23 protein-coding genes and 1 riboswitch are annotated in these 26,393 nt (G+C 59.8%); of the genes, 12 read left to right on the top strand and 11 right to left on the bottom strand.

Annotated elements, in window-relative coordinates; translation table 11 throughout:
- Window positions 1–47: 47 nt before the first annotated feature.
- The 10 genes from ACP15F_RS10045 to ACP15F_RS10090 all read left to right on the top strand — a co-directional run bounded on the left by ACP15F_RS10045 (window position 48) and on the right by ACP15F_RS10090 (window position 10,612).
- Window positions 48–995 carry an ABC transporter permease gene (locus tag ACP15F_RS10045; RefSeq protein ID WP_424940655.1) on the top strand — a complete coding sequence of 316 codons (948 nt, stop codon included), beginning with the start codon at window positions 48–50 and terminating at the stop codon, window positions 993–995.
- Window positions 992–1,816 carry an ABC transporter permease gene (locus ACP15F_RS10050; protein ID WP_424940656.1) on the top strand — a complete coding sequence of 275 codons (825 nt, stop codon included), beginning with the start codon at window positions 992–994 and terminating at the stop codon, window positions 1,814–1,816. The genes ACP15F_RS10045 and ACP15F_RS10050 overlap by 4 nt, the downstream gene beginning before the upstream one ends.
- Entirely contained in the window at window positions 1,813–3,390 is a 1,578-nt protein-coding gene (locus ACP15F_RS10055) for an ABC transporter ATP-binding protein (protein ID WP_424940657.1), read from the top strand. The genes ACP15F_RS10050 and ACP15F_RS10055 overlap by 4 nt, the downstream gene beginning before the upstream one ends.
- Complete coding sequence (locus ACP15F_RS10060) at window positions 3,390–4,829, top strand: aldehyde dehydrogenase family protein (protein ID WP_424940658.1); 1,440 nt, start codon at window positions 3,390–3,392, stop codon at window positions 4,827–4,829. Before ACP15F_RS10055 ends, ACP15F_RS10060 begins: the two co-directional genes overlap by 1 nt.
- A gap of 11 nt (window positions 4,830–4,840) precedes the next feature.
- On the top strand, window positions 4,841–5,263 hold the full coding sequence (locus ACP15F_RS10065) for an acyl-CoA thioesterase (RefSeq protein WP_424940659.1): 423 nt from the start codon (window positions 4,841–4,843) through the stop codon (window positions 5,261–5,263).
- A complete protein-coding gene (locus tag ACP15F_RS10070; protein WP_424940660.1) occupies window positions 5,264–6,406 on the top strand; it encodes a winged helix-turn-helix domain-containing protein in 1,143 nt (380 codons plus the stop codon).
- A gap of 68 nt (window positions 6,407–6,474) precedes the next feature.
- Window positions 6,475–7,215: an SDR family oxidoreductase gene (locus ACP15F_RS10075; protein ID WP_424940661.1), complete on the top strand. Its 741-nt coding sequence runs from the start codon at window positions 6,475–6,477 to the stop codon at window positions 7,213–7,215.
- Between the two features lie 69 nt (window positions 7,216–7,284).
- Window positions 7,285–8,271 carry a P1 family peptidase gene (locus ACP15F_RS10080; RefSeq protein WP_424940662.1) on the top strand — a complete coding sequence of 329 codons (987 nt, stop codon included), beginning with the start codon at window positions 7,285–7,287 and terminating at the stop codon, window positions 8,269–8,271.
- Window positions 8,272–8,304: 33 nt separating this feature from the next.
- Window positions 8,305–8,862, top strand: coding sequence for a hypothetical protein (locus ACP15F_RS10085; protein ID WP_424940663.1), 558 nt, complete (start codon window positions 8,305–8,307; stop codon window positions 8,860–8,862).
- A gap of 271 nt (window positions 8,863–9,133) precedes the next feature.
- Window positions 9,134–10,612, top strand: a complete 1,479-nt coding sequence (locus ACP15F_RS10090) for an NAD-dependent succinate-semialdehyde dehydrogenase (RefSeq protein WP_424940664.1) — start codon at window positions 9,134–9,136, stop codon at window positions 10,610–10,612.
- 48 nt (window positions 10,613–10,660) lie between these two features.
- Here ACP15F_RS10090 and ACP15F_RS10095 read toward each other — a convergent pair whose 3' ends face one another.
- Window positions 10,661–11,032 (bottom strand): hypothetical protein, encoded by a 372-nt coding sequence (locus tag ACP15F_RS10095; RefSeq protein ID WP_424940665.1) that lies wholly within the window; start codon window positions 11,030–11,032, stop codon window positions 10,661–10,663.
- A 442-nt stretch (window positions 11,033–11,474) separates the two neighbouring features.
- Window positions 11,475–11,691: riboswitch (FMN riboswitch) on the top strand.
- A 72-nt stretch (window positions 11,692–11,763) separates the two neighbouring features.
- Here ACP15F_RS10095 and ACP15F_RS10100 point away from each other — a divergent pair.
- A complete protein-coding gene (locus tag ACP15F_RS10100; RefSeq protein WP_424940666.1) occupies window positions 11,764–12,642 on the top strand; it encodes a DMT family transporter in 879 nt (292 codons plus the stop codon).
- Between the two features lie 52 nt (window positions 12,643–12,694).
- Here ACP15F_RS10100 and ACP15F_RS10105 read toward each other — a convergent pair whose 3' ends face one another.
- The 10 genes from ACP15F_RS10105 to ACP15F_RS10150 all read right to left on the bottom strand — a co-directional run bounded on the left by ACP15F_RS10105 (window position 12,695) and on the right by ACP15F_RS10150 (window position 25,701).
- Window positions 12,695–13,147, bottom strand: coding sequence for an Hsp20 family protein (locus ACP15F_RS10105; RefSeq protein WP_424940667.1), 453 nt, complete (start codon window positions 13,145–13,147; stop codon window positions 12,695–12,697).
- 121 nt (window positions 13,148–13,268) lie between these two features.
- On the bottom strand, window positions 13,269–14,075 hold the full coding sequence (locus ACP15F_RS10110; protein WP_424940668.1) for a trypsin-like serine peptidase: 807 nt from the start codon (window positions 14,073–14,075) through the stop codon (window positions 13,269–13,271).
- Window positions 14,076–14,087: 12 nt separating this feature from the next.
- Window positions 14,088–14,915, bottom strand: coding sequence for a trypsin-like serine peptidase (locus tag ACP15F_RS10115; protein ID WP_424940669.1), 828 nt, complete (start codon window positions 14,913–14,915; stop codon window positions 14,088–14,090).
- A 79-nt stretch (window positions 14,916–14,994) separates the two neighbouring features.
- Window positions 14,995–16,284 carry a glycolate oxidase subunit GlcF gene (glcF, locus tag ACP15F_RS10120; protein WP_424940670.1) on the bottom strand — a complete coding sequence of 430 codons (1,290 nt, stop codon included), beginning with the start codon at window positions 16,282–16,284 and terminating at the stop codon, window positions 14,995–14,997.
- 3 nt (window positions 16,285–16,287) lie between these two features.
- Window positions 16,288–17,418 (bottom strand): glycolate oxidase subunit GlcE, encoded by a 1,131-nt coding sequence (gene glcE / locus ACP15F_RS10125; protein WP_424940671.1) that lies wholly within the window; start codon window positions 17,416–17,418, stop codon window positions 16,288–16,290.
- 54 nt (window positions 17,419–17,472) lie between these two features.
- On the bottom strand, window positions 17,473–18,906 hold the full coding sequence (locus tag ACP15F_RS10130) for an FAD-linked oxidase C-terminal domain-containing protein (RefSeq protein WP_424940672.1): 1,434 nt from the start codon (window positions 18,904–18,906) through the stop codon (window positions 17,473–17,475).
- Window positions 18,907–18,981: 75 nt separating this feature from the next.
- On the bottom strand, window positions 18,982–21,069 hold the full coding sequence (locus ACP15F_RS10135; protein ID WP_424940673.1) for a DUF7408 domain-containing protein: 2,088 nt from the start codon (window positions 21,067–21,069) through the stop codon (window positions 18,982–18,984).
- On the bottom strand, window positions 21,066–23,831 hold the full coding sequence (locus ACP15F_RS10140; RefSeq protein ID WP_424940674.1) for a DUF4159 domain-containing protein: 2,766 nt from the start codon (window positions 23,829–23,831) through the stop codon (window positions 21,066–21,068). Before ACP15F_RS10140 ends, ACP15F_RS10135 begins: the two co-directional genes overlap by 4 nt.
- Window positions 23,828–24,697, bottom strand: a complete 870-nt coding sequence (locus ACP15F_RS10145) for a DUF58 domain-containing protein (protein ID WP_424940675.1) — start codon at window positions 24,695–24,697, stop codon at window positions 23,828–23,830. The genes ACP15F_RS10140 and ACP15F_RS10145 overlap by 4 nt, the downstream gene beginning before the upstream one ends.
- Window positions 24,697–25,701, bottom strand: coding sequence for an AAA family ATPase (locus ACP15F_RS10150; RefSeq protein ID WP_424940676.1), 1,005 nt, complete (start codon window positions 25,699–25,701; stop codon window positions 24,697–24,699). Before ACP15F_RS10150 ends, ACP15F_RS10145 begins: the two co-directional genes overlap by 1 nt.
- A gap of 58 nt (window positions 25,702–25,759) precedes the next feature.
- Here ACP15F_RS10150 and ACP15F_RS10155 point away from each other — a divergent pair, with 58 nt between their 5' ends.
- The gene (locus ACP15F_RS10155) at window positions 25,760–26,362 is read left to right on the top strand and encodes a DUF1285 domain-containing protein (protein ID WP_424940677.1); all 603 of its coding nucleotides are present in this window, start codon (window positions 25,760–25,762) and stop codon (window positions 26,360–26,362) included.
- Window positions 26,363–26,393: the final 31 nt, after the last annotated feature.

Genomic DNA, 26,393 nt, shown 5'->3' on the forward strand with positions numbered 1-26,393 from the left:
CGCTGAATTCTCTTTTCGCTGGCACAGTCGGGGGCTAGGCTCGGCCCATGTTGCGTTTCGTAATCACCCGCGCCCTTTCGCTTGGCCTCAGCCTAATCGTGGCCTCGCTGGTGATTTTCGCCATGATCGAAGTCATCCCCGGAGACCCAGCGTCCTTCATGCTAGGCCTGAATGCGTCACCTGATACGGTGGCTGCTTTGCGCGATGATCTTGGCCTGAACGGATCCCTCACCACCCGCTATTTCAATTGGATCGGAGGGTTGCTGGTCGGAGATTTTGGCACCTCCTATACCTATCGCGTGCCAGTGTCCGAACTTGTTCTGGAGCGCCTTCAGGTATCTTTACCGCTGGCCCTGTTTGCCCTGCTGCTGTCCACGCTGATTGCCATTCCCGTGGGGCTGATCGCAGCCGCACGCCGTGGACAGATGACGGATTACACTATCATGGGCGTGACCCAGATGGGCATCGCGGTTCCAAATTTTTGGTTCGCCATGCTGCTGGTGTTGATCTTTGCCGTGCAGTTACGCTGGTTCTCGGCTGGCGGATTCCCCGGCTGGGACGCTGGCGTGGGTCCAGCGCTGAAAGCCCTCACCCTGCCCGCCATTGCGCTGGCCCTGCCGCAAGCGTCGATCCTGGCGCGCGTCATGCGCTCGTCCCTTCTGGACGTGCTGCATCAAGACTATATGCGCACCGCCCGCGCGAAAGGGCTGAGCGTCGCGCAAGCCACGCGTCGCCACGCGCTGCGCAATGCGATGATCCCGGTTTTGACCATCATCGGGCTGCAATTCAGCTTCCTACTGGCCGGTGCGATCATCATTGAAAACGTCTTCTTCCTGCCCGGGCTTGGGCGGCTGATCTTTCAGGCCATCACACAACGCGATCTGGTGGTGGTGGAAAGCGTGGTCATGCTCTTGGTCTTCGCGGTCATCCTTGTGACCTTCCTTGTGGACGTGGCCTATGCGGTGGTCGATCCAAGGCTCAGGAGGCGCGCATGACCCGCCTGCCCGCCCAGCTTTGGATCGGCGCTGCGCTCAGCATCGTGCTGCTGGCCGCCGCACTGATTTCGTTCCTGTGGACGCCCTATGACGTCACCGCGCTGAACATCGCGGACAAGCTGAAAGCCCCCTCGGCAGACTACCTTCTTGGCACTGACCACTTTGGCCGAGACCTTTTGTCCATGTTGATGGAGGGCGGACGAATTTCCATCGCTGTCGCCGTCTTGGCCGTCGGGATCGGCATGGGGCTGGGCGTGCCTCTGGGCCTGATGGCCGCCGCCAATCGCGGCGGCTGGCTGGACGAGGTCATCATGCGCGGTAACGACCTGATCTTCGCCTTCCCCTCGCTTGTTATCGCCATTCTGATCACTGCTACCTTCGGCCCATCCGCCACCAACGCAATCATCGCCATTGGCATCTTCAATATCCCGGTCTTCGCCCGCGTGGCCCGTGGTGGCGCCCTGACCATCTGGACGCGCGAGTTCATCATGGCCGCACGCGTGGCCGGTAAGGGTAAAGCCCGCATCAGTGTCGAGCACATCCTGCCCAACATCGCCAACCTGTTGATTGTGCAAGGAACTATCCAGTTCTCGCTAGGTATTCTAGCCGAAGCGGGGCTGAGCTATGTGGGTCTTGGCGCGCAGCCGCCCACTCCCAGTTGGGGCCGCATGTTGGCGGATGCGCAGACCATGATCTACTCCACACCCCGCCTTGCCATAGCGCCGGGTCTGACGATTGTCGTCATGGTTCTGGGACTGAACCTGATGGGAGACGGGCTCCGAGATCTGCTGGACCCCCGGATCAGAAGGGCGCGCGAATGATCGAGATCCGGAACCTCTCGCTGTCGATCCATGACACGCCCATCCTGCAGGCCGTGGACTTGTCCATCACGCCCGGTCAGGTGGTTGGGCTGGTGGGCGAAAGCGGGTCGGGCAAGTCGATGACCGCATTAGCGCTGATGGGACTGTTGCCAAGCGGTGCCGAAGTCGCGGGTCAGGTGATGCTGGACGAAACGGACCTGACCCTGCTGCCCGAGGATGCGCTTTGCGACATTCGCGGGCGACGGATTTCGATGATCTTTCAAGAGCCGATGACGGCACTGAACCCGGTTAAAACCATCGGGGATCAAGTGGCCGAAACGCTATTGATCCACACCGACACCTCCAAAGCTGACGCTCTGCGCATCGCCGCCGAGAAACTGACACGTGTGGGTCTGCCTCAAGATCGCTTCCCGCTGGACCGTTATCCGCACGAGTTGTCCGGTGGTCAGCGCCAGCGCGTCTGCATCGCAATGGCCATCGCGCTGCATCCCGACCTTCTGATCGCGGACGAACCAACGACCGCGCTGGACGTCACCACACAGGCACAGATCCTTGACCTGTTGAAAGAACTGGTGGCTGAAGAAGGAATGGGATTGCTACTGATCACCCACGATCTGGCCGTGGTCGCTGGGATGGCCGATCACGTGGCGGTCATGCGCAAGGGCGAGATCGTCGAACAGGGCGCTACCGAAGCGCTTTTCCGCACCATGGCGCACCCCTATACCCGTCAACTGCTCGAGGCCTCGAGCCACGCGCCCGATGGCACCGCGCAGCCCAGCGCCTCCGCCCTTTTGCAGGTCCGCGCCGCCGTGCGCGACTACCCCCTGCCCCGAACACGTCTTTTCGGCCCCGCCCCGCAATTCCGCGCTGTGGATGGCGTCAGCTTTACGCTGAACAAAGGCGAAAGTCTGGGGCTGGTGGGCGAAAGTGGCTGCGGAAAATCCACGCTCAGCCGCGCCATTCTGGGTCTGGAACCGCTGCAAGGCGGAGAGATCCTGCTGAACGGCATCCCCATCACGCCTGACATGGACCCCAAGCGTCGTGCGGGACTTCAGGTTGTGTTTCAAGACCCGTATGGCAGTTTCAATCCCCGCTGGACCGTCGAAAAACTGGTCTCCGAACCCTTCCATCTAGTTGGACAACGGCCCGAGGACTGGCGCGATCGCGTCCGTGACGCGCTTGCCGAGGTCGGCTTGCCGGGTGAGGCCATGACCCGCTATCCGCACGAGTTCTCTGGCGGCCAACGCCAGCGCATCGCGATCGCCCGCGCCCTAATCCTCCGCCCTGAACTGATCCTGCTGGACGAGGCCGTGTCGGCACTGGATGTCTCGATCCGCGCGGATATTCTGGATCTATTGGCAGACCTTCAGGCCAAGCACGGGCTAGCCTATCTGTTCATCAGCCACGACCTTGGCGTTGTGCGCAATGTCACCGACCGCGTGTTGGTCATGCGCGCGGGACAGATCGTGGAAGAGGGCGAGACCGAGGCGGTCTTCACTCAGCCGCAAAATGACTATACTCGAAACCTGATAAACGCGGCGCCGGCCATTCCGCCCGCGTGGAGGACGGCTTAATGGACGCGCTTTGGTTTGATCCCACGGAAATCCTGATTGGCGGCGATTGGCGCGCCACAAAGGACACGCTCCCCGTCGAAGACCCTTCGACTGGCAAGGAATTCGCCCGCATCGGGCGCGGCAGTGCGAATGACGTGGACGCTGCGGTCGGGGCAGCACGACACGCTCTGGATGGCGATTGGGGCCGCATGACAGCGGTCGAGCGCGGGCGCATCCTGACCCGCATCGGGCAATTGGTACATACTCGCATCGACGACCTGACCGCATTGGAGGCCCGCGATGTCGGCAAGCCCCTGACACAGGCGCGCAACGACGCCATCGCTCTGGCGCGCTATATGGAGTTCTATGGCGGCGCGGCGGACAAGGTGATGGGCGAGACCATCCCCTATCTGGATGGCTACACCGTCTACACGCTGCGCGAACCGCATGGGGTGACGGGTCATATCGTGCCGTGGAACTATCCCATGCAGATCATCGGACGCTCGGTCGGCGCGGCTTTGGCGATGGGCAATGCCTGTGTCTTGAAACCCGCAGAAGAGGCCTGCCTGACTGCGCTGGCTTTCGCGCGTCTGGCCGAGGAAGCGGGCCTACCCAAAGGCGCGTTGAACGTGGTGACGGGACTGGGCGAGGAAGCCGGCGCGGCCCTGTCAGCGCATCCCGACGTGGATCACATCAGCTTCACTGGCTCGGTCCCTGTGGGTGGACTGGTGCAGGCCGCCGCCGCCCAGAACGTTGTGCCCGTGACGCTGGAGCTTGGGGGCAAATCCCCCCAGTTGGTCTTCGACGACGCCGATCTGGACGCCGCCCTTCCCTTCCTCGTTGGCGCCTGCATTCAGAACGCGGGCCAAACCTGTTCGGCCAGTTCGCGCATTCTGGTGCAGCGCGGGGTCTATGATCAGGTCGTGGCGCGGATGGGCGCGGCCTATGACGCGCTGCGTGTGGGCCCTGCCGAGGCGGACCTGAATGTGGGGCCGCTGATCTCGGCGCGGCAGAAAGAGATTGTGAGCGGATTTCTGGCGCAGGGCGCGGATTTGAAGATCGCGGGTCAAGGACAGATCGCCGATGTGCCGGCGGGCGGTCACTACGTGGCCCCCACCCTCTTTGCCGATGTCCCACCAGACCACCCGCTGGCCCGCGACGAGGTCTTCGGCCCGGTACAGGTCATCATCCCCTTCGACACGGAAGATGAGGCCGTTCAGATCGCCAACGCCACCGACTATGGACTTGTCGCTAGCATCTGGACCGCAAACGGCGCGCGCCAAATGCGGCTGGCCAAGCGCCTGCGCGCGGGTCAGGTCTTTATCAACAATTACGGTGCGGGAGGCGGCGTCGAATTACCCTTCGGCGGGGTTGGCAAATCGGGCCACGGGCGCGAAAAAGGCTTCGAAGCGCTTTACGGGTTTTCGCAATTGAAAACCGTCGCCGCGAAACACGACTGACAGGAGGCCCAATGGCCATCATCGAAACCTTCCGCCGGGTGATCGACCCAACCGATTGCGACATGCTGGGACATATGAATATCAGCCGCTATTTCGGCTGCGTCTCAGATGCGGGTCTGGGGCTGATGACCGCTTTCGGGTTGGGGCATGACCAACTGACCGGCGGACGTCGTCAGGCTTTTGCGATGGTGCATTCCGACGCCACCTATCACCGCGAGGTTCTGGCGGGCGAATGGGTCTATATGCGGTCGGGCATTGCCGAGCTTGGCCGGCGTTCAGCGACCTTCCAGCACTGGATGTACCGCGGCATTGATGACGAACTGCTATTCGACGTGACCGCAAAATGCGTCTTGATGGATCTTGAGGCCCGCAAGGCCACGGTGATCGACGAAGATCTGAAGACACTGATGCAAGCCTTTCTGGTCGAGGGTTAAATGGGAGCCGCGCTGAAGATCCCTAATCGGCAGGCGCGGCAACTGTGGCTGTCGACCAATCTATTGGCCGCCACGCCGACCGGTGCGGTCGATCTGCAGGACATGATTTGGCGGCTGGGCTTCGTGCAGATCGACACGATCCGCAATGTCACCCGCGCGCATAACCACATCCTGTGGAGCCGCAATCAGAACATCAGCGAAGGCGCGATCTGGAAGCAGCTGTCTGACCGCGCTTTGTTCGAGCATTTCACCCATGACGCCAGCCTGATCGACATGCGCGTGCTGCCCTATTGGCGACGTCAGTTCGACCGCTTGGGCGAATATATGGGGCGGTCGGAGTGGTACCAATCCGGGCTCGGAAAAGCGCAGATCGCCGAGATCCGCGACCGCATCGCCCGCGAGGGTGCCCTGTCCACCCACGCCTTCGACACCAAGGTCGACAAACGCGAGATGTGGGCGCGGCCTCCACACAAGAAGGCGCTGGATCAGATGTGGTATGCTGGGGAGCTGGCCACCTGCCACCGAAAGAAATTCGTGAAGTTTTATGATCTGGGTGAACGGGTATTCCCCACATATGATCCGGTTCCAGATGCGGATGCGGTGCACTGGCTGTGCAAAAGTGCAATTGATCGCTTGTCTTTTGCAACTACTGGCGAGATTGGGCGCTTCTGGGATGCGATGAGCGCACGCGAGGCAAAGGCGTGGTGCGAGGATGCAGCGCTAATCCCGGTCGAGATCGAAACCGCAGATGGTGGCAGCTACGCCGCCCTTGCCCCTGCCGACATCGAGGTCCGGCTGGATGCCCTCTCGGCCCCCACCTCGCGCCTGCGGATCCTCAATCCGTTCGACCCCGCGATCCGCGACCGCGCGCGGCTCGAGAAGCTCTTTGGCTTTGACTATCGCAACGAAATGTTTGTCCCGAAGGACAAGCGCCGCTGGGGATACTATGTCTATCCTCTGCTGGAGGGCGACCGTTTCGTCGGCCGGGTTGAACTGAAAGCCGATCGCAAATCAGGCGAGCTGTCCGTCATCGGCTTCTGGCCGGAACCCGGTATGCGTTGGGGCGCGGCGCGTCACGCGAAACTGGATGCCGAGCTTGCGCGGTTCGCGCGGTTCGCGGGGTTGTCTGCGACCAAGTGGTAGGTCGTGCGTGCCTGACTTGCACGCGGGCTGAATTGGGCGCAAGCTGATCTTGCTATCAGGAGATGAACATGCGGCTTCAAGATAAAACAGCCATTGTGACTGGCGGCGCATCCGGCTTTGGCGCTGGGATCGTGCGCAAATTCGCCGCCGAGGGTGCGCGAGTTATGATCGCCGACCTGAACGATGAACTCGCCCGTGAAGTGGCCACAGAGGTCGACGGCGCAGCGCATCATGTGGATGTCTCCTCGGGCGACAGTGTCGCACAGATGGCGCGCGCGGCGCACGAGCTGTGGGGCCATGTGGACATCGTAGTGAACAACGCGGGCATCACCCATCTGCCCAAACCGATGGAAGAGGTCGACGAGGGCGAATTTGACCGCGTGTTGGCTGTGAATGCCAAATCCGTCTATCTGACCGCCCGCTATTTCGTACCGGGGATGAAGGCGGCAGGTACGGGGGCGGTATTGAACGTCGCCTCGACAGCCGGCCTTAGCCCACGCCCAAACCTGAACTGGTACAATGCCTCGAAAGGCTGGATGATTACGGCGACCAAGGCCATGGCGGTCGAGCTGGCCCCGCATGGCGTGCGCGTGAACGCCATTTGCCCTGTGGCGGGCGAAACCCCGCTTTTGTCTAGCTTCATGGGTGAAGACACACCTGAAATGCGCGCGAAGTTTATCTCGTCTATTCCGATTGGCCGGTTTTCCACGCCCGAAGATATGGGCAATGCTGCCTGTTTCCTGTGCTCGGACGAGGCCAGCATGGTGACGGGCGTTGCCATGGAAGTGGATGGCGGTCGCTGTATTTGACGTCTCAGTTGGGGGTTTCACACCCCCAAACCCCCGTGGGATATTTTTTGGTAAGAAAATGAGGATGCGATGAAACCGGGACCGAAGAACCTGATCACAGATGTATCCGGACTGCGTGTAGGCAATGCTGACGACGCTGTGATCAAGACCGGCGCGACCGTTTTGGTCGGAGACACGCCCTTTACGGCAGGCGTTCACGTGATGGGCGGCGCACCCGGTACACGTGAAACAGATCTTTTAGCGCCGGACAAGCTGGTACAGCAGGTGGATGCCTTGGTTTTGTCAGGCGGGTCAGCCTTTGGGCTGGATGCGGCATCTGGTGTGGCGGATGCTCTGCGCGAAGAAGGGCGCGGATTTCAAGTGGGGGATCAGCATGTCCCCATCGTATCTGGCGCCATCCTGTTCGACCTTCTGAATGGGGGCGACAAGGGCTGGGCCCAGAACCCCTATAAGGGGCTTGGGCGTGCAGCCTATGCGGCGGCGTCGGATGATTTTCTGATCGGCAGCCACGGTTCCGGGTTCGGGGCCACCACGGCCGGGTTGAAGGGAGGGCTTGGCTCAGCGTCTCTGGTGCTGGACAACGGCGTGACCGTGGGTGCTTTGGTCGCTGTCAACGCGTTGGGATCGGTCACGATGGGCGACGGGCCCGAGTTCTGGGCCGCCCCGTGGGAGATGGACGGTGAGTTCGGCGCGCGTGGAATGGGGACGCATGACCCAAGCTTTGAACCGCGCCCCGAGGCGCAACTGGGCGAAAACACCACGATCGCGATCATTGCCACAGACGCGAAGCTGGATCAGGCGCAGGCCACACGCTTGGCCACCGCCGCCCATGATGGCATGGCGCGCGCCATTCACCCCAGCCATACGCCGTTCGATGGCGATCTGATCTTTGCGGCGTCCACGGGGGAAATCGCATTGTCGGACCCCGGCTTTGATGCGCTCAGACTGGGGCATGCCGCCGCCACCTGTCTGGCCCGTGCTGTGGCCCGAGGTGTCTTTGCGGCGCGCGCGCATCCGAATGACACATTACCCACATGGGCAGACAAGTTTTCATGACGGGCTTTGGCCCATTTCGATAAGGAGGGACGTATGTCCTATTTTCGCGCATTGGCGCTTACTGCCACGCTTCTGACCCCGGGATTTGCCCATGCGGACGAAGTAACAGACACGCTTCAATCCGCCCTCAGCGCATACGAGGAAGGCGACTTGTCCTATGCGCTGGAAGAGTTGGAGTTTGCCAAGCAACTGATGCAAGCAATGAAGACTGCGGACTTGGCGAAATTCCTGCCCGAAGCACCTGACGGATGGACCCGCGAGGTCTCGAACGAGGTTGCTTCTGGAATGGCGATCTTTGGTGGTGGATCGGGGTCCGAAGCGACCTATAGCAACGACAATGACAGCTTCACGATCACCATTATGGCAGACAATCCTATGGTGGGCGCGCTGTCTGGCATGATGGCTAATGCCAGCCTGATGGGTATGAAATTGGAACGCGTTGGGCGCCTGAAATACCTCAACCAAGATGGTGAATTGTCGGGCATCGTAGACGGACGCATCTTGATCCAGGCCTCGGGTGCAGATGTGGAAATGATGAAGACCGTTCTGGCCGAGATCGACCATCGCGGATTGGAAGATTTCGGGCGCTGATCCAAACACCAGTGAAGTATGGGCCGCTCATTTTTGCGGCAATTTCCCAGATTCTTCGAAGAATCATGCGCGGGCAGATAGAAGCCCGCGCAACCCTCCAAAAAATGATCAAAAAAATGTATCCAATCGGGATGAATTCCGAGCGTGGATGCGGTATGTCCGATTCCAAGAGGACCGGCGCGCTTGCGCCAAAACCACTTAACATGTTAACATCTAGACATCCCCGACCGGGTCAAACACCCAGTCGGCACCGGAATTGGGAGAGATGACCATGGCCGCCAATGCCACCGAGCTGAAGAAGCTTCTGAAAGACCCCTCGCTGGTCGAGACCCGCGCCTACGTGAACGGTGAATGGGTGGATGCCAAGGATGGCGCCACTTTCGACGTAACTAACCCCGCGCGCGGCGATGTGATCGCTCAAGTGGCAGATCTGACCCGCGAAGAAGTGGCTGTGGCCATTGAAGCCGCCGATAAGGCTGGCCGTGAATGGGCCAAGCGCACCGCTAAGGACCGCGCCAACATTATGCGCAAATGGTTCAACCTGATGATGGAAAATCAGGACGATCTGGCCACCATCTTGACGGCTGAAATGGGCAAGCCCCTGCCAGAAGCCATGGGCGAGATCGCCTATGGCGCAAGCTTCATCGAATGGTTCGGCGAAGAAGCCAAACGCATCTATGGCGAGACCATCCCCGGCCACCAGCCCGACAAACGCCTGATGGTGATCCGTCAGCCGATCGGGGTTGTTGCGTCGATCACGCCGTGGAACTTCCCCAACGCGATGATCACCCGCAAATGCGGCCCCGCTGTTGCAGCTGGTTGTGGTTTTGTGGGCCGTCCGGCAGCCGAAACCCCGCTGTCGGCAACTGCTCTGGCCGTTCTGGCCGAACGTGCTGGCGTGCCCGCTGGCGTCTTCAATATCGTACCCAGCTCGCGCAGCTCGGACATCGGGAAAGAGTTCTGCGAGAACCCGCTGGTGCGCAAACTGACCTTCACCGGCTCGACCAATGTCGGTCGTATCCTGCTGCGTCAGGCCGCTGATCAGGTTCTGAAATGCTCGATGGAGCTGGGCGGTAACGCACCCTTCATCGTGTTCGACGACGCCGATCTGGACGCTGCCGTCGAAGGCGCGATTGCCTGTAAATTCCGCAACAACGGCCAGACCTGCGTTTGTGCCAACCGGATCTATGTGCAGGAAGGCGTCTATGACGATTTCGCCGCACGTTTCGCCAAAGCCGTATCCGCCCTGCCTGTCGGTGACGGTCTGAACGAAGGCATCGCGCTTGGCCCTCTGATCTCGGACAGCGCCGTGGACAAGGTGCGCGAGCACGTAGCCGACGCGACCTCGAAAGGGGGCGAAGTGATCCTTGGCGGCAAAGAGCACGAGATGGGCGGTCTGTTCTATGAGCCGACCATCATCAAGAACGCCACGCGTGAGATGGACGTCGCCACGGACGAGACCTTTGGCCCGATGGCACCGCTGTTCAAGTTCAAGGACGAAGACGACGTGATCCAGCAGGCGAATGACACGATCTTCGGTCTGGCGTCCTATTTCTACGCCAACAACCTAAGCCGCGTTTACAAAGTGGCCGAGGCGCTGGAATACGGCATCGTCGGCGTGAACACCGGCATCATCTCGACCGAGACCGCGCCGTTCGGCGGCGTGAAACAGTCGGGCCTTGGCCGCGAAGGCTCGCGCCACGGGATCGAGGATTTCCTCGAGATGAAATACATCTGCATGTCGGTCTGATTGGGCCTACAGGATGGACATGAAAACGGAGGGGCGACCCTCCGTTTTTTATTCTGACTTGTCGAAGTAAAAGGCAATCCTGATTACATAGCCTAGGAATATCATATGTCCGTAGAACTTAAGGCCAGCGTCAACCAAAAAGTCAGATAGTCCATCAAATCGAGACGTATCGACCGCTGCGTAAGATACGAACAACAGCACAACCACGTTTAGCAGCCAAGCGGTTGCAATGCTCTTCGCATCAAAAACAAGTGCGCTGAAAACGATCATTGCCCCTGACAAAACGAGCCCGTAGCTGAACGCGTCTCTTTTTAGTGGGAAGAGAGTCTGTTGATCGACAGTTCCCTTGTACATGATGATGCCGAGCGCAATCATCGGTATTGCGACAACGTAAATCCAATTAATTTCAGTCTCATACACTTGGCTTCTTCTACTATCGGGGATCAGACTGTTCTGTTTTGCTCCCTCGTCTTGGCCATAGCAACTCAATCACCGTTGCAACGCCAAAGGGATACACAAGAACGGTGAGGATCATGCTCCATCGCGGTGATGTGCCCAGCACGTTCAACAGGAAATCGATGCTGAAAGGTTCAATCACTCGAAACAAGTCCAGCACTATCAGCGGAAGGGAAATCCAAACAACGACCATGCCGACCACTGTGTCCCGCTGCCACCGGTTCTCGTTTGAACTCGTGCTCAATTTCTGTGACCCAACTAGAACCTATTTCCGAACGACCAGTTCTCTTACAATACAGATACCTATTGTTGATTTCCAAGCAAGCCTCACTTGATGAGTACACCATGAGACTTGACCCTCCCCTTCCCCCACCCTACTTTCCCATCGCTGCCCCAGCCGGGGCGGTGACATTCTCAGGGCGGGGTGGAATTCCCCACCGGCGGTAAGTTTTTTTGCGGAGTCACATCTGTTTGTCTCGCAAATCAAACACACTTAGTTTGAATTGCGAGGCCGTTGAGCCGCGTAAAAAACAAAGCCCGCGAGCGGCCTCTTTCGAGGGGTGACAGCAGATCTGGTGCAACTCCAGAGCCGACGGTTACAGTCCGGATGGAAGAGAATGGGTTGGGGTGCACGGGATCCGTGTGCCCTGTCCTTCTGCCTTGGGTCATTGCGTAAGGAAGAAAGGACATCTCGCATGACTCAGTCAATTTATCTTACTCAACCCGTCAAAGCGGCGGGGCTTATGGTTCTGGCGGGCGCGACGTTTGCGCTGGTCAATACCGGGTTGCAATCGGCAACCATGGGCAAGGGCGCATCTGCCCCTGCCGTTACCTTCTGGCAATACCTGATTGCGCTTGGCTTTTACCTGCCATGGGTGTTTCGCCACCGCGCGGCGGTGATGAAAACCGGGCAAGTCTGGTTGCACGTTCTGCGCGTCGCCTTGGCGGCGGGTGGCGTGCAGCTTTGGACGCTCGGTCTGGCACATGTGCCAATCTGGCAGGCGATTGCGTTGATCCTACTGTCACCGTTCTTTGTGACGTTGGGTGCGGGGCTGGTGCTGCGCGAGCACGTCTCGGTCCATCGTTGGGGTGCGGTCCTATTGGGCATCATCGGCGGCGCGATCATACTCGAGCCGTGGTCGGATCGCTTCGAGCTGGCCGCCCTGCTGCCCGTGGGCGCGGCGGCGCTCTGGGCGTCAAGTTCAGTCGTGACGAAGTTCCTGACCCATCGCGACAGTACGGAAACGATCACCATCTATCTGCTGCTGCTCCTCAGTCCGATCAACGCGGGGTTGGCACTTGGGACCGGGTTCACCCTGCCCTCAAACGCGATCTGGTTGGTGGTGGGGGCGGGTCTTCTGACGGCCTTTGCCCAACACGTTCTGGCACGAGCATACTCGCTGGCGGATGCAGCCTTCTTGCAGCCGTTTGATCACATGAAACTGGTGTTCAACGTGGTGCTGGGGTTCGTAGTGTTTGGCTTCCTGCCCACCGGCTCCATGTGGATCGGCACGGCAATAATCATGGCGGCCAGTTTCTGGTTGCTGGAACAAGAGCGACGCCAACCCGCATAAAGCAAAAGGGCGCGGAAAACCCCGCGCCCTTCGTTAAATCGGATCCGTCGGATCAGGCCTCGATGGCCTTGGCTTCGACGTCATGCTTGCCAGCAATCTCGATCCGGCGCGGTTTCAGTGCTTCGGGCACTTCGCGCAGCAGGTCAATGTGCAGCATTCCGTTTTCGTGGACCGCACCCGAGACGCGGACATGATCGGCCAAATGGAAGCGACGCTCAAATGCGCGAGTGGCAATGCCACGGTGCAGATAAGTGCGTTCTTCTTCGCTGGCCTTCTTGGCCGAGACAAACAGCGCCTTGTCGCGCAGCTCGACCGACAGTTCGTCTTCGGTGAAACCAGCCACGGCGACCGAGATGCGCCAAGCATCTTCGTCTGTTTTCTCAATGTTATACGGGGGATAGCTGTCGCGGCTGACGTCATTGGTCAGAACTCGGTCCATCAGGTCGGCAATCTGGTCAAAGCCAACGGTGGCACGGTAAAGCGGCGACATATCAAAATTACGCATTGGGTGTCCTTTCACAAAGCGACATATGTGGGGCCTTCCCCATTGGGACAGGCAGTTCACGGACCCGCCCGGCGGCATCCGTAGAACAAAGATATGTCTGGATTTGGCCTGTTCAAGCCCCTCAGGGTTTGACGAAACGGGCCCCGGAATTGTCACGGTCTCCGACACCGATGCGCCGCGAGTTTACTTCTGATCCGCCGACCACACCCCGTCCCGCGCGAAGCGCCTGTTTTACTTCGGCCAGACGTGCGGGCAGCATCATGCCAAGCCCAGCTTTCTGCCCCCGGTATTTGGTTACGGCAGATACCACGGACACGATCCGCGGACGCCGCCCGGAGGTATTGAACACCGGCGCGCCTGAAGATCCGAACCAGATATCGCAATCAAACACGATCAGATCACTGTCGCGGTCAATTACCGAACAGCGCGCCTCGCGCGACAATGCATCGGCCCGACCGCGCGCATAGCTGACGACCGAGATCTCTTGTTCATTTCGGGAAAGTGCCTCAACCGCAAACGGGGCGGCGGTCGCCGTCGGAATGGGTGACTTCAGAACCACCAGACCGACGTCATATTGGATGTTGCGAAAGCCCGGATTTGGCCCCGTGTCATAGTTTGGATGAATTACAGCCAGCTTCGCGGCACTGGTTTCCACGAATTCACCGTCCCGCAGCCCTGCAAAGAACGTCACCCCGTCGAGAGATCCTTTCGCCACCGCATCCTCGATGCAATGGGCCGCGGTCAGGACCAGATCACTGGAAATCAGCGCGCCTGAACAGAACCCCCCGGGCATGTCCAGTCGCCCAACCGCTTCGAACCCCAACAGATCACTGCGAAGGGTCAGACGTTTAAGGGATCCGCCCTCCTGCGCAAGGGCCAGCTGGGTCGTCAGCAAAAATAGGGTCAGAAAGGCAAAAACATGTTTCATGGAGCTAAGAGATCAGGGACGCACGAACTTGGCCCCTCCGGGGCCAGCCGCGCCAGTGCCTACTTGGCGCACCTTGGGGGTCCGCACGGTTTCGACACGTGTGAACACTCCGTCATCCGTCGCCAGCATCTCGTACATTTCCGCAAGTGGCGTTTCCAGATCGGTTCCCAATGACACCGGAATATCGCGCACCATCGCCTTGGCCGAGATCACAGAAACGATGCGCGGCTCGCCGCCTTCAAGAACAAAGACCGGCGCACCGGACGATCCGAAATCCACCGTGCAACTCAGTACCAGCGCACCGCCCTGACGGGCCAGCACCTTACAGGTTTCCTGAAGCGCCGGGCTTTCCGTTCGATCATGGGCATAGGAAACCACGCCGACCTCGGCCCCCTTGCGCGGCCGCGAGAATGTCTTGAATGGTTTGACCGACATATTGCGAATGGGCTTATCCAGCTCCAAAAGCGCCAGATCTCTGGCCACGCGTGTTGGGTTTTCAGATGGCGTAAACTTGAAATCCGGGTGCACAACCGCGCGTCGCACCCCGCGATATGCCGATGCACGTCCACCACGCCATCCGGCTAGGAATTCGATTTCAGAAAGCTTGAACCGTTCTCCGCTGTCGCGGTCATACAGGCAATGTGCCGCTGTCAGGACAAGGTTCTCGTCAATCAAAGACCCGGTACAGAAGCTTCCGCCACCTATGTTCAGACGTCCAACGCCTTCCCAGCCCTTGCTGTCATCCCCGGTCATCAGGGTGCGCAAAGGCGAAGGGTCAGATGCCCCCAACGGTCCGGCCAGCCACAGTGCGGCGACCAAAAGTGCCAAAATACGCTTCATGCTCTACTGCCTTTATGGGGCGGTTTCTCCACCCTCTCACATATGTTTACGGCGAAAAAGAGGACAGGCAAATGGTATTTTAAAGCTGCGGCGACAATTTGCGAGGCTTTGGCCCGCCAGTGGCCCAGTCCAACAGCTCGACCGTGTGCACCACAGGAATGCCGGTGCCCGACCCAATTTGCATCATACATCCGATGTTTCCCGCCGCGATTATCTGGGGCGACTTGGCCTCCAGATTAACCACTTTGCGCTTCTTCAGCTCTTTCGAGATCTCGGGCTGCATCAGGTTATACGTCCCCGCCGAACCACAGCAGAGATGAGGGTCGGCAGGCTCGACCACCTCGAACCCAGCCTGTTTCAACAGCGTTTTCGGGTGGGTTTTCACCTGCTGCCCGTGCTGAAGGCTGCAAGCCGAGTGATAGGCGACCCTCAGCTCCATCTGTGCCTCGGGCAGATCCAACGTCATCAACAGCTCGCTGATATCCATCGCCATGTCCGATACCGCTGCCGCATCTTCGGCCAGAGCGTCATTGCGGAACATGAAACCGTAATCCTTCACAGTTGTGCCGCAGCCCGAGGTATTGATGACAATCGCGTCCAGCCCCTCGCCGCGCTTTTCGCGCATCCACGCGTTGATATTGGCCGCCGCCTGCGCGTGGCTTTGATCTTCTTTGCCCATGTGATGGGTCAAAGCTCCGCAGCAGCCCATACCCTTGGCCACAACAACTTCACAGCCCAAGCGGGTCAGCAGACGGATCGTTGCATCGTTGATGTCCGTATCCAGCGCCTTTTGCGCGCAACCTGTCAGCAGCGCGACACGTTTCTTGCGGTCGCCTTTCGCCGGGAAGACCTGCGGCGCGTCATTTGCGGATTTGCGCGGCAGCTTCGGAGGGGCCATTTCCAGCATCGCTTCAAGCCGGGGATCGGGCATAAATTTGCGCAAGGGTCGCGCCAGTCGCGCGCCTTGCATCGCCAGCCGGAAGCGGCCCGGATAGGGGATCACCTGCGCCAGCGTCCAACGCAGCAGGCGGTCAAACAGCGGGCGCTTATAGGTCTTTTCGATATGCGCACGGGCATGGTCGATCAGATGCATGTAATGCACGCCCGATGGGCAGGTCGACATGCAGGCCAAACAGGACAGACATTTATCCACATGCTCGACCGTTTTCTTGTCGGCAGGCCGCCCAGCTTCAAGCATATCCTTGATCAGATAAATCCGCCCCCGTGGGCTGTCCAATTCGTCCCCCAGCACCTGATAGCTGGGACAAGTCGCCGTGCAAAACCCGCAATGCACACAAGACCGTAAGATCTCGTTCGCGCGTTCGATGGCGGGGTCTTTCAACTGCTCGGGCGTGAAATGGGTCTGCATGGCTTAGGCTCCCATCAGGCCGGGATTGAGGATCCCGCGCGGGTCGAATTTCTGGCGAAGCCCTGCGGTCAGGGCGGCGATGGGAGCTGGTTCTGGTTGGAACACGGGAACAGTCGCGCGCACATCCGCAGGGGCACGTACCAAAGTCGCGTGACCGCCAAGTTTTTCCAACTCGGCCCGCACACGCGTGGCACCGGCATCAGCTTGATCAGCAACATGCAGCCAAACCAGCCCGCCACCCCAATCGTAAATCGCTCGCGGAGAAAGATCTTCAAGTGCTGCCACCAGTCGCGGACCATCCGATGGTTTGACCGAGACGCGCCAAACCGCGCCCTCAAGCCCTGCAAATCCGCTGACATCCCGGATCTGCGTCCAGACATCCGACGACCCCGCCCCCGCAACCGGTTCAAACCCTGCCAGCACGCCCTTGGCCAACTCTGCCGCGCGATAGGACACCGACGCCTCAAGCCCCTCGATCCGCACGAAGGTCTTTCCGTCGGCAAACGCGGCCCCTGTTACATCGAAAGGTGATCCCAACGCCGCCGAAAGGCTCTCCACCGCCTGCTCAGCCGTTTGGCCTTCGCCTACGAGTGTGATCTCAGCTTCAGGAATGGCCATTACCTTCAGGCTCACTTCGGTCATCAAGCCCAGCGTGCCCCAACTGCCTGCCATGAGCTTAACCAGATCATAGCCCGTCACGTTCTTCATGACCCGGCCGCCGTTCTTCAGCACGCGCCCAGCACCATCGACAAACCGTACGCCAAGACAGAAATCTCGCGCGGCACCGACCTGGATCCGTCGCGGTCCCGACGCATTGGTAGCCACCACACCGCCAATGGTCGACGCGCCTTTTGTGCCCAGAAGCCCTCGAAGGTCACCCGGCTCAAATGCCAGCCGCTGGCCTTCTTTGGACAAGAGCTCGTCGATCTCTGCCAGTGGCGTTCCACTTTGCGCCACCAGCGTCAGCGCGCCCGGCTCGTACAGCGTCACGCCCGACAGCCCCGTCGTGGGAACAGGCGTGCCGTCCACAGGCGCGCCAATATCACGCGTCCCGCCGCCGACAATCCGGATCGGCCCATTTGCCGCTTGGATCAGATCGGACAGGTCTTGTTCACTTGTCGGAGTATTGCTCATTTTCTGGTCTCAATATCTCGGGGTGGGCGCTGATCAAGCCATGGGGCAGAGCCGCTATCCAACTCGTCGGGTTTCGGTGACATTTAGGGGGAACACTTTGGCTGGATTTAAAAGCCAGCCCGGATCAAACACATCTTTCACCTGAAGCTGAACTTCCAGATCACCATCGTTGTACTGCGACGTCATCAGGTCGCGCTTCTCAACGCCAACACCGTGTTCACCTGTCAGACAGCCGCCCACCTCGACGCAAAGCCGCAGAATATCCGCGCCCAGCGCCTCGCATTTCTCAAGATCGCCGGGTTTGTTGGCATCAAACAGGATCAGAGGGTGCATGTTGCCATCGCCCGCGTGGAACACGTTGCCCACGTCCAACCCATAGTCTTTGCTCATCTCACTGATGCGGCGCAGCACCAAGGGGAGCTCGGACACAGGGATCGTCCCGTCGAGGCACATGTAATCGTTGATCTGCCCCATCGCACCAAAGGCCGACTTGCGCCCCAGCCAGATTTTCGCGCTTTCCTCGGCCGAGTTGCTTTCGCGGACTTCGACCGGGTTGTGACGCTTGGCGATCTTCACAATGCGCGAAAGCTGATCGTCGATCTCGGTGTCCGATCCTTCGACCTCGATAATCAACAGCGCTTCGCAATCGGGATAGCCCGCACCGGCAAACGCTTCGGTCGCGCGTATACAGGGGCGATCCATAAACTCGATCGCGACGGGCAGGATGCCGGATTTGATGATGTCGGACACGCAATGGCCCGCGACCTCGTTGCTGTCAAACCCTACCAGCACAGGGCGCGCGCCCTCGGGCTTGGCGAGGATACGCAAGGTCGCTTCAGTCACGATGCCAAGCTGGCCTTCGGATCCGCAGATCAATCCCAACAGGTCCAGCCCGCCCGCATCCAAATGCGCGCCTCCGATCTCGACCACTTCTCCATCGGCCATGACCATGGTCACGCCCAACAGGTTGTTGGTGGTCACACCGTATTTCAAGCAATGCGCGCCGCCCGAGTTCATCGCAATATTCCCGGCAATCGCACAGGCCAATTGCGACGATGGATCGGGGGCATAGAAGAACCCGTCCTCTTCGACGGCACCTGTCACTGACAGATTGGTGCGGCCAGACTGCACTCGGATGAACCGGTTGTCATAGTCGGTCTCTAACACGTCATTCAGACGCGCGACGCCAAGGATCACACTGTCTGCAGTGGGCAATGCGCCACCCGCAAGCGACGTCCCTGCCCCACGCGGCACGACAGGCACGCCTTCTTCAGAGCAGATGCGCATCACCGCCGACACTTCGTCGGTCGAGGCCGGCAGCACCGCACAAAGTGGCGGGCATTTATAGGCTGTCAGCGCATCACATTCATAGGCACGGGTCTGGATCGGGTCATGCACCACAGCCCCGACGGGCAACACAGATTGCAGCCGCGCAACGATGTGATCTTTGCGCGACAGAATGCTGGAGTTCGGTTCTGGCATCTGCATGGGCATCCCCCAAAATAAAATTGGTAAAAAAATATAACCAATTTTCGGAAGGTGATGCAAGCTGCTTTCTTCAGGTTACGACACGCGGTTTTTGGCACCTCGCCCTTCAATCAACCAAGCCGCCACCAAAGCAAGGGCCGCCAGCACAAGAAACAGGGCAGGAGGCGCCAAGGGGCGCAAACGGATCGCTGTGGTGACATAGGCCTCGCGCGGAGTGTATCCCAGCCAACCGCGCCCGGATGCGGGCTGCCCTGCACGCACGGCCCGCAAGCTGGGCAGGCCGTCTCCAATCCGCATGGCGGCTCCGCGGCTTGTGGCCAAGACAGGCTGGATCAAATCACGTCGCGCCAGTGGATTGCTGAACTCCACCGAGGTCGCCGCGCCTCGGACTACGACCGTAGACAAATCGCCCTGCTCCACGTGGAAAAGCCCGGTGGCATCGGTCGCGAACGTGGTTTCAAACACGCCGGGCTCGCTTGGGGACAGCACTGCGGTCATGCCTTCTCCTGCAGGGAGGGTGACTGTTACGTCGGGCAGTTCAGACTGCATCGTGCTGCGCCGGATCAAAAGCCCCTCGTCCGTTGCAACAGCGGACAACGCCTCTTCTTCCAGCTCGGGTTCGCGCATCAGCCAATGCGCCAGCCGACGCAACAGCTCTAACTGCGGTCCACCGCCCTGATGCCCGCGTGCCCAAAGCCAAGCATGGTCTGATGCCAACAACGCCACCCGTCCCTCGTCACTGCGGTCCACCATCAGAAGCGGAGCATCATCTGCCGCTGACAGGATGACATGCCCCCGCATGGGAACGACTTCGACATGCCGCATCCATGGCCCCCAGCCCCCCTCTGGTGCGTGCTGCGACAATGCTCGGGTCACCGGATGGCGTTGACCGTCTTCAGAGACGACTGGTTTGTACGGTTCCTCGAATAAGCGCCCTGTTGGGGTGGCTGGTAGAATATCGGCAAGCCCCGTGCGGGCGATACTGTCAGCACTTGCCAGCGATGGCCCCGCCGCGATCAGCACTGCCCCGCCCCGTTGCACATAGTCGCGCACGCTCGTCAAATATCCGCCGGGCAGAATGCCCCGCAGCTGGTAGCGGTCGAAGATGATCAGATCGAACTCGTCGATCTTATCGATGAATAATTCCTGCGTTGGGAAGGCAATCAGGCTGAGTTCATTCACCGGCACACCATCTTGCTTGTCAGGTGGGCGCAGAATTGTGAAATGCACAAGATCCACCGCGCTGTCGGATTTCAGCAGATTGCGCCATGTGCGCGTCCCGGGATGTGGCGTGCCTGAGATCAGTAGCACTTGTAGGCGGTCGCGCACGCCATTCAGTTCGATCACTACCTCATTATTGCGGCCGGTCAGCTCGCCCTCTTCCATCGGAAGGGTCACATGGATCAGGTTCCGGCCCGCGTGCTCCAACGTCAGCGGCAATACGATGTCCGCCCCCTCGGCCACTGGCACGTCTGCAATTGGTTCGCCGTCATGAGACACAGAAAGAAATGCCGGGGGAAGCGCATCAGGGGCGGCGCCAAAGGTCTCGACCTTCAGACGCAACTCGATTTCCTCGCCCAATATTGCAAAAGCAGGAGCATCCGTGACACTGACCCGACGATCCCAATCACGGTCACGACCCGAGATCATCGCATGCACGGGCACAGGTAATCCGGGCGCGTTCTGCAGATCATGCACAACCCCATCCGTGATCAGCACAACACCCGCCAGACGGTTCGCAGGAAGCTCGGCCACAGCTTTCTTCAGGGCGGTCATAAGACGTGTTCCGTCACCGGCGCCGTCGCCTTCAGGCGCAAGCTCTGACAAGCGCCGCCATATAGGCTCGACCGTGGAACGAGCAGCGATCTGCGACATCAGTCCCTCTTGCGCCTGCAAATTCTGTGCTGGGCGGTCCGACAAGAATTGCGAGGGGCTGTCATCCTCAAGCACCAACAGAATATCCCTCAACGGATCGCGTTCTTCCTGTTGAAGTGATGGCCCACACAGTGCCGCAAGAAGGATCAGCGCAGCGACGAACCGCAACGCCCAGCCGGACAGCCCACGCCACAAGGCCACGGAAAGCGACGCGCAAACCAGCACCGCCAATAGGGCGATCACCGTCCACGGCAGACCGGGCGCGAACTGAAGCGACATCGCACTCATTCCCCCAACCTTTCCAACAACGCTGGAACATGAACCTGATCGGATTTGTAGTTACCGGTCAGCACATGCATCACCAGATTGATCCCAAACCGCACGGCCATTTCACGCTGACGTTCACCCGCCTGCCCACGTCCCACCGGGAACATCGGACGCCCATCCTCGCGGATGGCCCAGGCGCCGGCCCAGTCATTCCCACCGACGATTACGGGCGTCACGCCATCATTAAGATTACGAAAAGGCATCCCCTCGGCGCGTTCAGCGTCAGGAGGCGGAGCTTCAGCCCAGACGGGGCCACGATTGCGGCCCGGAAACTCTTGCAGCAAGTAAAAGCTGCGGGTCAGCACGTGATCATGTGGCACCTGATCCAAAAGCGGAAGATTCAAAGGCAACGCAACGGCACGCAAACGGCGGCTTACTGCCGAGCCCGCGCCTGTTCCCCCATCGCGGGTGTCAAACAGGATCAGCCCACCAGCCGCAAGATAGCGCTTCAGGTGCAGGATCGCATCGGGACTTGGAATGGGCGTCGTATCGGTCAGAGGCCAATATAGCATCGGATAGACGGAGAGGTCATCGACCTCGACATCCACCCCCACAGGGCGTGCGGGTTCGACCGAAGTGCGCAGGTACAGCTGATCGGACAGGCCCAGCAATCCAGCTTGCGCCACCTGATCCACAACAGGATCTCCGCTTTTCACATAGGCCAATGTGACAATGCTCGCCGCATCCAGCACATTGGGCGGGGTGTCAGTCTGTGCGTCAGCCAAATGCGGTATGGAGATCAGGGAAAGCCCAACGAACGCGCCCGTCGCGACCCGCCGCGCGGCTGGCAAAAGGCGACCGGCCAACCAAAGCGTCAGCAGAACATCCAAAGCTCCTAACACAAGCGCCAGCGCCAATAGCCACGGACCGAACTCTTGCCGGGTATCCTCGGTCTGCCAGCGCGGCGTAATATGCGCAGGCCATTCGGCGCGCTCCAGCACACTGTCCGCACGCAGCACATTCACTGCCTGCACCCGATCCCCATCTGCATATAGCCCCGGCGCAAGATCGGGGCCGGCAGGGTCCGCCAATTTCGGCCCCGGCACACCTGCCCTAGCATCTTGCGGCGACACCTGCCCGAATCCGTCTAAAACATGTGTCGCCACCCAAGTGGTTCCTTCCAGAGTGATCCCTTCACGCGCACTGCCCTGTGACGACACGGCTAAACGCTCCAGCATCTGCACAAAGAGCCCCGAGAACGGCAAAGACGACCAATCCGCATTGGCCGATATATGGAACAACACCACCTGCCCTGCGCCCAGCGCACGGCGGGTCACGATGGGCGTGCCGTCAGTCAGGGTGGCAATGGTACGTTCGGCCAGATCCGGGCCGGGCTGAGCCAGGATCTGCGCCTCGACCTGCACATCATCCGGAACGGGCAAGCCAAAGAAAGGCGAGTTGTCCGGGAACGAAGCCAGCGCTCGCGGGTCACCCCAGCTCATCGCGCCGCCAACCACACGGCCACCGGCACGCAACCGCACGGGCAGCAACGCGTCCTCTACACCCTGTCCTATATCCGCAGCGGCCAATTGCGGTCCTGCGAAACGTAAAAGAAGACCGCCTTGTTCAATCCATCCGATTAGAGCCTCGCGATCGGTGTCCGAAAACGTCGCCACGTCCGGCAGGATCACAACATCAGGGCCCGCCTTGATCAGTTCTGTTAACGCGGGCAGCTCGACCGTTTCTGCAGTGTTCGCCAACGCCTCGCGCAGGTAATGAAGCGGCGACAGAAGCTCTAACCCTTCACGTTCACCCACTGTGTTCAACAGCGCTACCTTGCGACGGCGCAGGCTGTCATCGGCAAGGGTAACGGCCCCTGCAGCCCGATGATCGGTTATCTGAATGCGATCAATCCGATTGCGCAATTCGCTTGGGACAATTAGCCGAAGCTCGGCCCGGTTGGCCCCGACTTCAAACGCCACTGGGGCAGATAACAATACGCGTTCGACCCCTTCCGGGTCAGGGCCAAGCGCGTCTATGGTCAGCGGAGTAGAGGGGCTGGGACCGGAACTCAAAACCGTAAGAACCAAATCTCCTCCGTCCAAGGTAGCGGGTAAAAGGCCAAACCGGGCCGAGGCTGGCTCGGAAACTTCGAGCTGACCAATTTGTTCGAAATGTGAAATCAGTTCAGGGCGACCGACCCGTTGAACACCGTCAGATACCCACCAAACATCTGTGCGTCCCAACGACTGTGGCCAATCTTCACTCCCAGAATATTCAGCATCCCACGCCACCGGCGTCAGCCCCGGCAACGAGGATCGCCATGCATCCGCAGCTTGCCAAATGACGCTTTGATCGACCTTGGTCCGCCCAATGGAGCTTGCCATAACAATTGCTACGGGACGTGCTGCAGCCTGTGCCTGCTCAAGTCTGGCCTCGATCACTTGCACTCGCTGGGGCCAGTCCGATGCGGCAGGCCAATAGTCATCAACAAAGATCAAAAGCCGGCCAGACCTGCCCGACCTGTCATCCGGATTAAGCACTGGCCCGGCAAATCCGATGATCATCGCGGCCACCGCCAGAAGTCGTAAAAGTAGAAGCCACCACGGGGTACGATCTGCCTGAGCCGTCTTGTCTTCCAGCCCCAACAGCAACGTGACCGCCGGAAAAACCTGTTTGCGGGGCGCTGGTGGTACGGCACGCAAGAGCCACCAGATCACTGGCAGAACAAGAAGCCCGAACAGCAACCATGGCGCCGCGAAACCTATGCCAAACACACTCACCGGATTGGTCCTCCAATGGCGTTCCACAGCCAAAGCAGCGCCGCACTGGCCGGGTCTTGAGTGTGATAGCTATGAAAGCGCCATCCTGCGCGTTTGGCGATCTCGGAAAGTTCGGATTTGCGCCGCGCCAATCTGTCCAAATAGCGATCGCGCAGATCCGCCGCCTCGCGCGTGTCGTGGCTGAGCGCGCCGCCGACATCCTGAAACAGCACGCGGCCATGAAACGGGAACACCTCTTCCATTGGGTCAAGCACTTGGAACAGAACGCCTTGCTGGCCTCGATCCTGTGCCGCCTGTACGAAATCGCGGGTGGCCTGTAGAGGAGCCAGAAAATCCGAAAACACCACCTGTCGCGCCCGAGGGACAGCAAAAGCATCTTTCAAGGGCGCATCCGCCCGCAACATCTGGTCCGCCATACGTGACAGCGTCATCTGCCCGCGCCTTGGCGCTTGCGCACCGCCCAGAAGACCGACACGTTCCCCGCCACGCAGCAAAAGAGATGCCAGCGCAAGCGCGATGATCCGTGCTTGGTCACCCTTTTCAGGCAGCTTGGGGTCCGACGAAAACGCCAGCGACGCGGACGGATCCACCCAGATCTGAACCGAATGCGCTGCCTGCCATTCCTTTTCCTGCACATAGTGCCGGTCGGATCGCGCCGAACGACGCCAATCTATGCGGTGAGACGGATCACCCGGCTGCGCGCGGCGATATTGCCAGAACGCCTCGCCCTGCCCGGATTGTCGCCGCCCATGCTCGCCCATCTCAACCGATTGCGCCAAGTGTTGCGCCGCCACAAGTAACGGCGGAAGTCGCGCCGCCAAGGCTTCGGCACGGGACCGAAGCTGGATAGGGGCGCTGCCGGACATCACGCCGCGGCCTCGGTTTGCAACACAGACGCAACCGTTTGTCCGATGACGTCAGACACTGTCAGTCCTTCGGCCCGCGCAGCATAGCCCAAGGCCATGCGATGACTGAGAACCGGAGCCGCAAGTGCATGAATATCGTCAATCCCCGGCGCCAAACGCCCATCCAGCAGCGCCCGCGCCCGTGCCAAAAGCATCAAAGCCTGTGTGGCGCGTGGGCCTGGCCCCCAGCTGACATTATCTCGTATGATCTGCGGGGCGCTGGGATCATCAGGGCGACAGGCGCGGACCAAATCCAAAATGGCCTCGACCACGCTTTCACCCACGGGCATCCGGCGCAACAGCGTCTGTGCGGCGATCAGCTCGGCCCGGCTAAAGATAGGAGACACGCTTGCATCCTCTGTCCCCGTGGTCGCCAGCAGGATATCCCGTTCCGCGTCGCGATCCGGATAATCCACATCAATCTGCACCAGAAACCGGTCCAGCTGCGCCTCGGGCAGAGGATAGGTGCCCTCTTGCTCTAATGGGTTTTGCGTGGCCAGCACGTGGAACACTTCGCCCAAATTATGGGTCTGACCCGCGATCGAAACTTCGTGCTCCTGCATCGCTTGAAGCAACGCCGACTGGGTACGCGGGCTGGCGCGGTTGATCTCGTCCGCCAGCAGAAGTTCGCAAAACACCGGACCTTTGATGAAACGGAAAGATCGTGCACCTGTGTCGCTTTCTTCCAAAACTTCCGCGCCCAAAATGTCAGATGGCATCAAGTCCGGCGTAAACTGGATACGTCCATCATGCAGTCCCATGACCGTGCCCAACGTTTCGACCAACCGCGTTTTTCCCAGTCCGGGCAGGCCGATCAACAAAGCATGGCCACCGGCCAAAACGGCCGCGAGTGTCAGATCCACGACCCGATCCTGGCCCATGATTTTGCGACCCACCATCTTGCGCGCCTCGGCAAGTTTGGCACCAAGGGCCTCGACATCACTCAGTAGATCCTCGTTCTGCATGGCAATTCCTTTGCGTGAATACTAAGTACATTAAAGGCCAGATTCAGATGGGGACCAAATGACAAATTCGCCAAGCTCCGGAAAATCAGCGGAAACTCGGCCCTTTGACGCCGACGCCGTGTCGAAAGCCATCGGACATGAGGCCGGAACATCATTACCTCCTGTGCATCTTTGGACCCCGGAATACAGCGGCGAAATTGACATTCGAATTGCGCGCGATGGTACTTGGTTTCACGAAGGCGGCGAAATCAGGCGCGAAGGTCTGGTGCGGTTGTTTTCATCCATCCTGAAGCTTGAAGACGGGAAGTATTTCCTTGTCACGCCGGTCGAAAAATGGGGCGTCACGGTCGAAGACGCGCCCTTTGTGGCCACAGACATGACTGTGACCGATGACGGGCGGGATCAGCGACTAACCTTCACCACGCATGTAGGCGACAGTGTGACCGCTGGCCCGGATCACCCCCTGCGGCTGGGTTGCACGTTCGAAACCCCCTGCCCCTATGTCGAGGTCCGCGCCGGTCTTGAGGCGTTGATTGATCGCAAGACCTTCTATCGGTTGATTGAACAAGGCGTGGCCGAAGATCACGGCGGCGCATCATGGTTTGGCGTCTGGTCCGACGGACAGTTCTTCCCGCTTATCCCAACGGACGAGCTTGGGTGAGCGGTCTGCGCATTTCGCTCGCCGCTCCGCG

This window comes from Aliiroseovarius sp. S253 (assembly GCF_049800855.1).
GTDB lineage: Bacteria > Pseudomonadota > Alphaproteobacteria > Rhodobacterales > Rhodobacteraceae > Aliiroseovarius.